The sequence below is a fragment of the Paenibacillus sp. HWE-109 genome, assembly GCF_022163125.1.
Taxonomy (GTDB): Bacteria; Bacillota; Bacilli; order Paenibacillales; family NBRC-103111; genus Paenibacillus_E.
Map to the genome: position 1 here is coordinate 4,532,661 of NZ_CP091881.1, position 13,485 is coordinate 4,546,145.

The 13,485-nt window shown below is 48.8% G+C and carries 8 protein-coding genes; all 8 read right to left on the minus strand.

Annotated elements, in window-relative coordinates:
- Positions 1-70 precede the first annotated feature (70 nt).
- Entirely contained in the window at positions 71-5,953 is a 5,883-nt protein-coding gene (locus LOZ80_RS19440; RefSeq protein WP_238172867.1) for a fibronectin type III domain-containing protein, read from the minus strand.
- 1,119 nt (positions 5,954-7,072) lie between these two features.
- Positions 7,073-7,885: a hypothetical protein gene (locus tag LOZ80_RS19445; RefSeq protein WP_238166266.1), complete on the minus strand. Its 813-nt coding sequence runs from the start codon at positions 7,883-7,885 to the stop codon at positions 7,073-7,075.
- A gap of 262 nt (positions 7,886-8,147) precedes the next feature.
- Positions 8,148-8,954, minus strand: a complete 807-nt coding sequence (locus LOZ80_RS19450; protein ID WP_238166267.1) for an AraC family transcriptional regulator — start codon at positions 8,952-8,954, stop codon at positions 8,148-8,150.
- Positions 8,955-9,002: 48 nt separating this feature from the next.
- Positions 9,003-9,524 (minus strand): GNAT family N-acetyltransferase, encoded by a 522-nt coding sequence (locus LOZ80_RS19455; RefSeq protein WP_238166268.1) that lies wholly within the window; start codon positions 9,522-9,524, stop codon positions 9,003-9,005.
- Positions 9,521-10,732: a Gfo/Idh/MocA family protein gene (locus LOZ80_RS19460; RefSeq protein ID WP_238166269.1), complete on the minus strand. Its 1,212-nt coding sequence runs from the start codon at positions 10,730-10,732 to the stop codon at positions 9,521-9,523. Before LOZ80_RS19460 ends, LOZ80_RS19455 begins: the two co-directional genes overlap by 4 nt.
- Entirely contained in the window at positions 10,729-11,580 is an 852-nt protein-coding gene (locus tag LOZ80_RS19465; protein ID WP_238166270.1) for a metallophosphoesterase family protein, read from the minus strand. The genes LOZ80_RS19460 and LOZ80_RS19465 overlap by 4 nt, the downstream gene beginning before the upstream one ends.
- Before the next feature lie 18 nt (positions 11,581-11,598).
- A complete protein-coding gene (locus tag LOZ80_RS19470; RefSeq protein WP_238173048.1) occupies positions 11,599-12,378 on the minus strand; it encodes a carbohydrate ABC transporter permease in 780 nt (259 codons plus the stop codon).
- Positions 12,379-12,537: 159 nt separating this feature from the next.
- On the minus strand, positions 12,538-13,428 hold the full coding sequence (locus LOZ80_RS19475; RefSeq protein ID WP_238166271.1) for a carbohydrate ABC transporter permease: 891 nt from the start codon (positions 13,426-13,428) through the stop codon (positions 12,538-12,540).
- Positions 13,429-13,485 lie beyond the last annotated feature (57 nt).

Sequence of the window (13,485 nt, forward strand, 5' to 3'; positions counted from 1 at the left end):
TCTATCACTCCAGCTTCAAACCACAAACGGAACCAAGCCCATGGCTTAGTTCCGTTTGCTTTTTCACCTTTTACATGTGGAAGATGACCGCAGAGTTTGCCGTGGTGTTGTTGGCTATTTCTTTATACACGCCTCCATATGTCATGCCGAAAGTGTAGGTGCCGGACAATAATTCCTTGCTGATCTCGCCGCCGCTCGTACTGCCGAATTGCCGCCAGCCTCCTGCATAGTAGCTCGCAATACCGCCATCCAGCGGGTTACCCATACTGTCCTTCAACTGCACCTTCACATTGACGGTTTGAAAGTCGACCGTAGCATCCGCTCCAGTATTCTGCACCTTCTCCTTATAGGTCCCCTCGTATGTCATAGCAAATGTATAGGAGCCAGGCAATAATTCCCTGTTAGTCTCGCCGCCGCTTATACTGCCAAACTGCCGCCAGCTTCCTGCGTAGTAACTCGCATTACCACCATTAAGCGGATTACCCAAACTGTCCTTCAACTGCACCTTCACGTTGACGGTTTGAAAGTCAATCGTAGCATCCACTCCAGTATTTTGCACCTTCTCCTTATAGGTCCCTTCGTATGTCATAGCAAACGTATAGGAGCCGGGCAATAATTCCCTGTTAGTCTCGCCGCCGCTTATACTGCCAAACTGCCGCCAGCTTCCTGCGTAGTAACTCGCAATACCACCATTAAGCGGATTACCCAGACTATCCTTCAACTGCACCTTCACGTTGACAGTATTAAACACAATAACAGAGTCCGTTCCTGTATGCTGCACCTTTTCCTTATACGTTCCCTCATAGTTCATAGCAAACGTATAGCTTTTATGCGGCAAAGACTTGCTTACGGTTCCAGAGGCATCTGTAACACCGAAAGTCTTCCATTCTCCGTCATAGTAGGATACGGTTCCCCCACTGATTGGGTTTCCGCTGCTATCCTTCAATTGAACGCTTACCGTTGTCGTGGCAATGTTAAAACTAACCTGTTGACTAGATTCAACATTTCCCGCTTGATCCGTTGACCTGTAGCTCAAAGTATACTGGCCATTGCTGCTAAAAGTCACCGCTGCTGTATAAGGCTGCCACGTATTCCCGTTATCTAGGCTGTATTCCGTCTTAGCCACACCCGTCAAATTATCGGTCGCGGCCAATACCACGGTGACCGGATTCATATACGAGCCATTTGGCCCATCTGGCTGAACTGGCGACACCGAAGCCGTCGTAACAGGTGCCTGCTGATCAAATACAATTTTGCCATACACACTTACATCCTTGGCTTTGCCGATCCCACTGGCCCATTCCAGCCAACCGAGCCGCCCGGCACCATCATTATCATTGACAAGCAGCGATATATATAATGGCTTCGTTACATCAGAAATATAAGGATACAATTCCGACCAAGCGAGATGTATCTTATAAATCTTCTTCCCACTCTGTGTACTGTCTACCAGCATGCTGGCGTATTGTACGAACTGACCAGCTTGTGTCCAGTTTGACGGCAGATCCCCGCCAATATAAGGCACAGAGGACTTGTAGAGGACAGGACCGTTAGCCGTAAGAGCTGCTTGGAATTCCACTTGCGCCCCTGCTAAGCCAATCCCCGATGTATCAATCCCGAATTGAATGCTGTCGCCAATCCAATAGTTTCCTTTCGTTTCATTTTGTACGAATACGTTATCCGAAACATCAATGACCAGATCGAGTCCGTCATTCGCAATGCCAACAGCAGCCTTGGCGGCAAAACCTGCTGGCCGCTCAGAGTCAATGTTCTGATAAAGCCAATCCTGGTCAATCCAATGAATATCGGTGCTCAAAGCGCCCGTCGTACGATCAAACAACATGCCTTTCTTCCCTAATCCTGTAGGCGCGTTGGCGCTTTGTCGGGATTTCTCGTAATCGGACAATAGGACATCCTTTGTTGAAGTCAAACTGGCCAAATAGGCTGCATTAACGTTGCTAATAAAGTACATCTTGTTAGGTTTCAGCAGTAAAGAAGGAGATACGGTCTCTGTGCTTCCCGTCCAATCCCTAACAACGGTCCCATTTGTAAAAGCCCCAGTAAGATTAGCAGCAATTGGCGCCGCATTTGCATTTTCGGTCCATACGACGAGCAGCGGCTCTCCGTCACTCTCGAAATAAACCGCTTTCTGATTGCCGCTAAGCGAATATTCACCGCGATAGACGACATTTTTCCCAAGTGTCTCAACAAATCTATGCATGACGACGGAACTAAGTCTCGGCTCTAATTGCGGTTTCTTGCGGAACAATCCCGCAGAATTCGTAAACCAACCTTCCGCTTGGGCGAATGGCAGTGCTTCAGGCTCCGTTAAATCTATCATTTCGAAATAAGCGATCTGCTCAACCTGATGCTTCATCTGGAACATATAATCAAGCAGCATTTTTTGGGCAACCTGAGGCTCTGTCAGCATATCTTTCAAAAGAGTTGGACCATAGAGACCCGCATGGCTTTCTGACGTTACCCACGGCTTGGATGGCACCCCATATAATTGATCATATTTCTGATAATCTCTTGGATCTGGAAATTTGCCATGCAGCGATAGCTTATCGAAATAACTTGCTCCTCCAAGACGCAGCAGCTCGTTGTAGAACGGCAGATATCTGTAGCCTCCCATGCCGCCGATCCAAATTTCGGAATCTGGCTGAACACTTTTGATCGTCTCATAACCCGTTCGAAGCAGTTCCACGAACTTCTCTGGCGTATCATTCCAGAAAATACTTCCTCCTTTCAAATGAGGCTCATTCCATATTTCCCACTTTTTAATTCGATCGCCATAACGAGTGACAAGCGCACGCAGGAAAACGGCAAAATCATTCATATCTACCGGAGCGTAAGAGGCATATCCGGGAACGGCAATATAAATCGTTGTATCTTCCGGATGTGGAGATGCCCACTGTGGCGTGAATACAATGTTGCCAATAAGCTCCAAATTTTGGTTTGTCAGTTTATTGATATGTGCATCGAACGCAGCCCAATTAAACGTGCCGCGACTTGGCTCAAGCGCCATGCTGATATCACCGAACTGACCTCCCCATGGGACGGTATGAATTCTCGCAAAATCAAAACCGACCATATCCGCGAGTTGGATGGAAACGTCACCATCAAGACCATAGCTGAAACCGAACAGGGAATTGCGGTCGGCCATGCTTTTGGGCTGGCTTTCAACCACGGCCACCGAGTAGCGATTGCGGACAAATTCTGCAGACGTTCGTTTCGGGCTGGACATAATTTGATACGATTGTTGAAGCGGAAGTAAACCCGTAATCCCTTGTTTTGTATAGTCGAAAGCGACCTCATAGTACCCTTCGTGAGTAGGTGTCCAACTCCAACCAGTCGTAAGCAGCGTTTGGCGATCTACCGCAGCTTGCGCTACCACCTGATTATCCGTATCGTAGACCGTACCAGTCACCGTTTGCACGCTGCTTGGCAGTTGACCTTCGATTGCCTTGAACACCACATTCTGGCCGATTTTCCACCAGTTTGCGAACGTATCTGCTTTCAGCGGAAAATATTCAATAGACTCTATCTTTGCGTCGTCGTAATAAATCGTTCCCTGATTGCTTACGTTAGGCATTTTGAGTGTAGCAAGGTTCAACTGAATTTGATTCGTTCCTGCCGGAAACTGCGTATTATTAATGGTAAAAGCGATCTCTGTCCATGTACTGCTGCTAATCCCAGGGGAGTTCGCAACCGCTGTTCCAAGAAACGTGCCATCCTTGAAATAGCTGATAAACACCCACGAGCCATTACCCGCATAATCAGCGGACTTTCTCGCTTTTACTGAAGTTCTAATTGTCTGCATGCTGCTGTCGATTGGGATCATTTTGGAAGACCAGCCTGCAGCTCCCACATCCGTCGAGTTAATGTAAAGACCGTTGGTACCACTGTATTTCATCGCTGTAGTAATCCCCGTATCCACCGCATGCGCTCCGCTCCACAGGGATGATGACCAACTGATTGGGACCAGCTTCGATTCACTCACCCGCGTTTCTTCAAATCCAGGATTCGCTAAATCGTAATACTTCGAGGTAATGACGTCTACCGGGCTGCTGGCAGCTGATATATTCCCCGACCCGTCTCGTGCTTTCACGGTAAAGGTGTAGCCACTGTACGCTTCAAGACCGCTCACTGTATACGTTACTCCAGTCACCGTCCCTACTTGCGTCGACCCTTGGAAAATATCATAGCCCGTTACGCCCCCATTGTCGGTTGAAGCGTCCCAGGTCAGAGTGACACTTTTCATCTTAATCGCTGACGCCACTACATGGGTTGGCGCTGTCGGGGCTTGCGTGTCATTGGTCACAAACGCATTGCTTGCAACAGATTCATTCCCCGCAGCATCTATAGCTTTCACCGTAAAAGCATAACTTGCCGTTGAAAGAAGACCACTCACCGTAAACGTTAACCCTGTCGCTGTTCCAATCAGCGTCGCCCCTTGGTAAACATGGTACCCGCTCACGCCGATATTGTCTGTAGAGGCATTCCATGCCAAAGCTACGCTTTCAGCCGTTTGGCTAGTTGCATGAAGATTGGTCGGTGCCGTAGGTGCTTGCGTATCCGGGACCAATTCCATCGTGACATCATCGTAATACAACGTCCCCTGATTGCTTGTGGCACCTGCGCGAAGCGTAGCCAAATTTAACCGGATATTGTTGGTTCCAGCTGGAAACTGACTGCTGTTGATCGTTAACGTTATTTCTGTCCATACGCTGCTGCTAAGGCTGGTGGCCGGAGCAACTGCTGTACCAAGAAATGTGTTGTTATTCCCATAACTGATGAACACCCACGGACTATTGCCAGCATAATCAGCCGAACTTTTCACTTTGACTGTCGTCTTAATGGTCCGCATGCTGCTGTCAACAGAAATCGCTTTGGACGCCCAACCAGCGGCTCCGGCGTCCACTGCGCTTATATACAGCGCATGCGCGCCGCTATTTGCTACATCTGTGGTTACGCCTGTATCGACAGGGATCGTTCGAGACCACAGAGAGGAGCTCCAATTAAGGGGCACAAGCTTCGTTTGACTTACTGTTGTTAATTCAAATCCAGGGTTGGCTATCTCGTAAGCTATTGGAGTGGTAGCGTTTACAGCATTGCTTGCTGCTGATTGATTACCCGCTGCATCTTTGGCTTTTACAGTAAAGGTGTAACTGGTATTCGCATTGAGATCGTTTACAATATAAGATAAGCCTGTCGTAGACCCAACCAGTGTTGTCCCATTGTACACGTCATATCCCGTGACGCCTACCTGATCAGTCGACGCGTTCCAAGTTAGTTCAATGCTTGTCGCCGTTTGCCCTGCAATCGCAAGATTGCTCGGAGCTGTAGGCGCTTGAGCATCAAGCAGTTCCATCGTTACATCATCATAATAGAGGAAGCCCGCATTCGTAGCAGCCCCTGCTTTGCTCGTAGCCAGATTCAGCCAGATCATATTCGTTCCAGCTGGAAACTGGCTGCTGTTAATCGTTAGCGATATGGTGGTCCACTCGCTGCTGCTCAAAGCTGCTGCTGGAGCTGAGGTTGTGCCAAGGAATGTGCCACTATTCCCATAACTGATGAACACCCATGGATTATTACCGGCATAATCCGCCGACTTCTTCACTTTCACCGTGGTTTGGATGGTTTGCATACTGCTTTCAATCGGAATCGCTTTGGATGTCCAGCCAGCAGCTCCTGCATCCGTCGCGCTGATATAAAGCGCTTTGGTCCCGCTGTTGTAAACCGCTGTAGTTACGCTCGTATCGACTGCAGTCGTCCTGCTCCATAAGGAAGTCGTCCAATTCGTAGGAATTAGCTTCGATTGATTCAGCGTCGTTTCTTCAAATCCAGGATTAACTATGTTCACCGTAGATGCTTGAGCGCGTGTTTGCATGGATGGTAAAAGCGCGATAACCATTGTGCAGAGCAACAACCAAGCGACCAATTTCTTCATACATGAATCCCCTCCTACAAATTAATATTTCTTCTAAGCATTCACCGGGGCTGATGAGACAAGGCTATGATTCATTCAGCAGCTGTGCATTCTTCCTACCTTATTAACGTTATCCGCAGCCAGATCACATCCTTTTTTTTAGATTCGCGAGGCTTGACAATTTGCCGTTATTACGGATTACAAGGATTAATATAGGATGAATCGTGTGTCAAAGATACGGGATTATTTATACTTCGTTATCCGATATTATCTTTTTCGCAAGAAAGCAGCTTTGCCGCCTTTAGAGATGAGCATCTTCATAGCGGTTTTCTATGATCCGCTAACTGGCGGAAACTGGGGTAAACGTAGCCTGAAAGGGAACTGAGATCCGCTATTTCAGCGAAACCTGCTGATTCCAACCGGGAAACGGTGACATAGCGGATCGTAGTTCCCTTCGGACTATGCAATGACAGAGAGCGTCGTGTGAAAAGGAACTATGATCCGCTAACTGGCGGAAACTGGGGTAAACGTAGCCTGAAAGGGAACTGAGATCCGCTATTTCAGCGGAACCTGCTGATTCCAACCGGAAAACGGTGACATAGCGGATCGTAGTTCCCTCTGGCCTGGCATATGGCGGTTTTCAGCATTATAGCGTACTATAGTTCCCTCAAACTCTCGATAATGACACTTTTGGCTAGAACAGCGCACCGCAGTCCCTCCGTGCGAGGTAGCTGGAGTAACTCCGCGTTCATATAAACAAAGACCTAGCCTGCGGCTAGGTCTTCAAGTCCATGCACCATCGCAAGTCTCCTTACGAACTCAATAACCTTTATTCGGCCAAAATCGCTCATTCTTAAAATCTAATGAATGCCAGACGCGCTATTTCAAGCAATTGCTAACCATTCGGTCAATAAATTAGTCGATAACACCAATCCAGTTCATTACATCTCCAAAGAAGCTATTTTCTCGTCTTTAAGCGTCCTACAGTTCATTAGATGCCACTCAAGACCGAAAACCGCCAAAGCAAAGAGGTCTACGATAAACGTCAACGAAAATCCACCCTAAAACTTCCGCTGTCTATTATTGCAAAAAAAGCCAGCATCGAGATTCTCGATGCCAGCCTTTGATAATAGCTAAACGCTACTCCGCATAGTGGCGGAAGTTGACGCTGATACGGTTAGATCCGACGTCGAGGATGTGCAGAGCTGCGCCATTAGCTGTTGGCAGCACAGCAATCCCCTGAGCTTCTGTCCCGCTGGACAAGTTGCGGTTAAACGCAAGCGCTACGCTGCCTGTTTCCGGGTCAATCGTATAGACCGATTGCGTGCCGTTGTCCGTAGAAGCATACAGCTGACCGTTGTATACTTCGGCTCCTTGAATGCGATCGATGCTTTGCGTGAGCGGAACGGTTTTGATGAAATGCATGTCATCGAGACTGAATACATTCAGGTTGCTCGCATTGCTCCACTGTGCCGTGTACACTTGACCACGCTGAGCGTCAACAGCAACCCAAGGCACTCCACCTGGATGCAGGTTCAACGGCAACGCGTACGAAGTACCTGTGTATTGCAGCGTTTGTGCATCATAGAGCGCAAGGAAGGGATGTTGATAGTTGGAACCGTCTTCGATTGGGGCATAAATTTTGCCATTATAATAGCTGATGTCCCCAATATGATCACCGCCCAAGCTGGAAATCGCCGAAGGAATCGCCAATGCGTTGCGGGCTTGAACCGTCTTGCCGTCAATACTGGTGCGAAGTAAGCCGGCATTCGAATTGAAAATCCAGCCGCTTCCGTCTGAGGTAACACCTTGTCCACGTTCCAATGCATCGAGCAGCCAGTAAGTTTGACTAGAAACCTGGTGCCACGCCGCTGCCGAAGCAACACCTGCAAGAGAGCCTAACAGCATCGTGCTTACCGCCAACATCGAAATTTTCTTACCCATTTTCATCATTCATTCCTCCTTAGATTGGCAACCTTAACTCTTCTATATCGTAAGCTTTTTCCCCCATTCGTTATTGAACAAAACACGTAATTCATTGAACAAAATCGTCTTGGTTTGTATAGTTATTTTGAAGCTAATAGCCTCCAATAAAAGCCGCTATTAACGAAAAAAAAACCACTCTCCGTGCGAATAAGAGCTGCATAAAGACTCTTATTTGCACAAAAAGGGAAGGGCTGCCTCTTACAGCAGACTAGGGGATTTATTCACTTCATCACTTAGAGATGCATTCATTCGCATACTGCATAGGCGTAATGCCCGTCAGCCTCTTAAACAGCCTGGTGAAATGGCCTTGATCAGCAAACCCGGCCTGTAAGGCGATCGTCTTCAGGCTTTCCTTGCCATACTGGAGCAACACTTTGGAGCGTTCTACCCGCATGCGGATAAAATATTGGTGAGGCGTATAGCCGGTTTGCTTTTTGAAAAGACGGATCAAATGAGGCGAACTCACATTAGCTACTGAGGCCAGTTCGGTCAGTGCAAGGTCTTGGTCTAGATGCTCGCGCATGTACTGAATAACTTCAGATATTTGTTGATGAGTAAAACGGCTAGGAGCAGCCAGCGGACGGGAACTCACAGCGTAATACTGGAGCAGATGGAGAACTGTCATCGTCGCAAGTGCGTCTCGATACAGAGCGCCATGAACACCCTCGCTTCTGATTTCCTCCAGCATCCAACTGCCCAGCTGCCATAGCTTCGCATCCTGCACCTGTGCTTTATGCCTGATTTCGATGGAGCCCGGCTGACCGAATCCCGACTCGTAAGCCATTGTATCGAGGAAAGAGGGAGCAATTTCAATGAGGAAGAGCGAGCCCTCGTGCTGTATCAAGCTGTAGGGATATCCGTGAGGGCAGATATGCAGCTCACCACTTTCCGCTGAACGATCCGAGCAGCCATAAATGGTAACGACTTTCTGGCTGCCGCCATCTATTTCGGCCTCATCATTGTCCTTGAAATAAGGAGGAACACTTGGCCAATAGAAGAAACGCACATTCTCCCAACGCAACTTTTCGCTTGACAAGGCAGGACCCTGCAAATTGATCACCCTATTTTCCATTCATTCAACCAACTACTTCTGAATGAGCCCCATGATGTGAGTCCATCTCTTCTCATGATCCTCGCCAAGATACGTAGGGCGAAAGCCCAATCTCCAGTAAACCTGAATCGCTGCTAACCGGAAATCGTCGGTTTTGAGAGTTGCGCTGCTGCGGTATTCACTTCTCATCTTGTGCAGTGCCGCCAAGGTTACGGCACGACCAAGCCCTTGTCCTGCATACTCAGGCAAAGCCCCAACCATGTGCAAGTAACCGGAATCCTCCCCTGTTTCTTCCCGCTCCCAAGCCGTTGCGGTTGCTACAGGCTCGCTCCCCCGGCAAATAAACTGCACACGCTCTATTTGAAAATAGGGAGATCCGCCGATCTTCTCCTCGAAGGTGATCCTTTTTTCAAAAGAGCGCTCAATGATATGCTCCCAGACGGCTTCATCACCTGGCTTGAAATGACGAAGTGAGTATCCTGGAAGAAGTTCAAGTGCCGACAAATCGGCTAAACTTTCCTTATGCATAAACAGCTTGGATAGGGGTTCGTTCAAGCGTCTTTCCCTCCATTCTTGGCTTTATAGTCCGGAAATACCATTGTTTTGCCTCCAGCTGCTACAGATGCCGTCGATAGCGCAAACACAGAACTCCATGTTGCCGCATCGTAGACATCTACCATAGGAGCACGCTGTTCCTCAATCGCTGCGGCAAATTCCACGAAGACGAGGAAGTCGCCGCCGCCATGCCGGAAATGAGCCGCTTCATGGCCCCACGCCTGCCAGAGCGGATGGTCGAACTGAGGCTGGTAGCGGCTTAGCGGCTCCCACATAGCCGTTCGCCCGTCATCTTCTTGAGACGACACCTGTTTCAGCCAAATCAGATCCTGCTCCCGTTCATGGCGACCTGACGTATACCCCCCCTCCGTTCCTTGCACAACATAATGCGTCGGATTGGGAGGCCTTGCAGATGTCCAGTCTACGCGCAAAGTAATCAGTACACCTCGCTCTGACTGAACAACCACTACGGAGGAATCTCCTTGTTGCCAATAGCCTTGCTGCGCGGCTGGGTGCTGGCCGCCATATTGTTCATGGAAGTAATTTTGCAGCGATCTGGAAGGCGAAGTGAAGGCGGTTAAACTCTTCAGTCGATCCCCGCCAGCTTGGTTCGTGCCGAGCCAATGTGCCAGCGGGCCGAGCGAATGCGTCGGGTAATTCATACCATTGTAATCACGATGCAGCTGTCCACGCCACGTGAGCGAGCCGTCAGCCTGTGCGATGAGATGACGGCAATCATGAAGATAACCGCCTTCCATATACGTTATTTCGCCCAGACACCCCTGATTAATCAAATGCCCTACAGTCAGAACCGCGCGGGAAAAGCAATAATTTTCGGCCATCATATAACATAAGCCTGTACGCTGCACGGTTTCCACCAGTTCCCATGCCTCATCCAAGGTCTGAAAGGCTGGAACCTCGCTAAGCACGTGCTTCCCCGCGAGCAAAGCCTCAACGGACTGCCGAGCGTGAAAGGGCATCGGGCTAGCGATATAAATAGCTTCAATGGTCTGGTCTTGAAGCATATCCTGATAATCCGTGTAGGTCGTAACGCCAGGGTATTGAATCTGCCAAGCTCCCAGGACAGCTTCGTTGACATCGCATATGGCTGTCAGTTGAATCTGGGCAGCCAGCAACCCAAGCGCCCGTTCCAATCGGCCTCCCCGATTACCTCCAACAATGGCAAGACGCAGCGGCCCTTTTGTCATCCCTGATGACCTCCAAACGACGAGCCCTTCCGAGCGCTGACGTTTGACGATAACGCATCTCCCTCGGCCTCAGGAAAGGGTTCAAAATAAGGCATATGCCGACTGACGATATGAGCCCATTCCTTGACATTCCTATCGTCAAACTTGATTAGTTCCACACTCACTTGTCCATCTTCCACCGTAATCAGCCGAAATGCTGGAATATCAAGCATTGCAGCTGTCTGTACGAAATACCAGTCCTGTTCCCTTACAATCGAGTTGATATGATTATGGCCGTTGAAATAGAAACCTACACCCGTATGCTTATTCAGAATACGGCGCAGCTGGACAGCCTCGTGCAGCGACATCATCGCTTCTGTTGATCGCGCAGTTGTTCCATAAATGGGATGATGGGCAAATACGAGAAGAGGTTTATCGGATGGCTCACTCAGATTAGCTTCCAGCCAAGTCAACTGCTCCTCCTCCATGAACCCGCTCCAATCCGTTACTGTTTCTCGCGCCGTATCCAGCATGATCAGTGTCGCTTGCTCTGTTTCTATCCGCTCGTAGGGCTTCAGCCCCGTAGCCGCTAGAATTGCTGCCTTATCGTGCGTATAGGTATCATGATTGCCCATAATATGGATGAAGCGAACCCGATTTCCGCAGCTCTCTACTTTGCTGAAAATATAGTCGAATTCGACAAGCTCTCCAGCATTGGCCATATCGCCAATCGCGATATGATAATCCGCCTCTGTCTCCAAAAAGGCAGATAACACATAATCAAAGAAAGCGTCACGCGCTTTCACCACCTCAGGACGGTTCAGAACGATAGACGGATAATGCAAATCTCCAATCATAGCAATTTTCATACTGATCCCTCCGCTGCTTTATCCTTTAATTCCCGAATGCATGAAGCTGGAAATAAACTGCCGCTGAAAAATGAGAAAGCCAATAAAAATAGGCGCCACCACCAGAAGTGTTGCTGCGCAAACCTCTGTCCACTGACCGCCTGACTCCGTAGATTTGGCGAAGAGCGCCAAACCGACGGTGAGCGGTCGATTTTCTACAGAGTTAGTCACAACGAGCGGCCACAAGAAATTATTCCAATGATAGCTGAAGGAAACGACGGCGAATGATAAGTAAACAGGCCGTGAAAGCGGCACATAAATTCGCCACAACAGGCCCAGACGCGAACAGCCTTCGACACGCGCAGCTTCTTCAAGCTCATAAGGAAGCTGTTTGAAAGCTTGCCGCAGCAAGAAGATACCGAACGAAGAGGCGAAATAAGGAAGCATGACACCAAGCTTCGTATCGAGTAGCCCCAATTCTTTGAGCACATGATAATTGGAGAAAATGAGCACATCTGGCGGCACCATAATCTGCACCAAGAAGAGAATAAACACCAAATCCCGACCAGCAAAACGTACTCTCGCAAAGGCATAGGCGGCAAGCGTTAGACTCAACAGCTGCACGCACAGCACACCGCCTGTAAGGATTAATGTCGTGAGATAATACTGACCGAATGGCGCCTCCTGCCATACCGTAATGAAATTATCCAGTGTCCATTCCAAGGACCAGTGGAAGCCCAGCGCAGCATCCTTCGGACGGAAGGCTGTCCAAACGACCCACGCCATCGGTATGAGCCATAACAAACCAAGGATATACATGCAAACATGCCACAGCGTCTGTCCTATGAGGCGGCGAACGCTTGAGGGAAAGCCAGTCCTCATCTGTATTTCTTTGCGGCTGTTCGTTCGTTGACGGCCAAGCTGCAGCTCAATTTGATTCATACGATCCCTCCTATGAAGCTTTCTTCCCGACCACTGCTACTCATAATGGATTTTGCGATCCCATCCGAAAAATTGCAGCGAAGATACAATCAGCAGCAGAATGACTAGCACGACCGTCATCGCCGCTCCCATCCCTTGGTCGTTATAACTGAATGCCGTTTCGTAAATGTAGTAAAGGAGCAGACTGCTGGCGTTATCCGGCCCGCCTTTGGTCATAATCCACAAGTGATCAACCAACTTGAAAGCATTCGTTATTGCCACAATAGCGACGAACAGCGAAGTCGGCATCGTTAACGGGATCGTAATGCGCCAAAGCACCTTCCACATGCCAACGCCATCCACAGAAGCTGACTCATACAAATCCTTGGGTATCTGCTGCAAGGCGGCTAAATAGAACAGCATGAAATAGCCCGCTTCTTTCCAGATGATCATGACGATCAAGGCGCCCATTACCGTTCCAGGCTGACCCAGTAGACTGACTTCCTGCTCACTGAACCAGGATGCTACATGAGCAAGCAAACCAAATTTAGGTGTGTATAGAAATAGCCAAATATTAGCTACAGCAATCATTGGAATCATATTCGGATAGAAATAGGCGACCCTAATGAAGCCCTTTCCACGAATCGCTTTATCGGCAAACAACGCCATTACAAAAGCAAGCGCCATCGAAGTTGGCACAGTGCCAAGTCCAAACCAGATATTATTGATGAATACTTTCAAGAACACAGGATCTTCCAGCAGCGCTGCATAATTCCCCAGCCCATTGAAGACCGGCACGGGTGTGGATAAGTCCATTCGAAATAGACTAAGCCAGGTTGTCTTGAAGATCGGATAGTAAGTAAATAAACCAAGTATAAGCAGTGAAGGGAGCAGCAAGCCCCACCCCAAACTGTTCCGCTTGAGTCTTTCGCTCCAGACGGTATTCATAAGGCAAGTCTCCTTCAGTAAATGCAGCGCCCATCGACCAAGCGCGATGAATTGCGG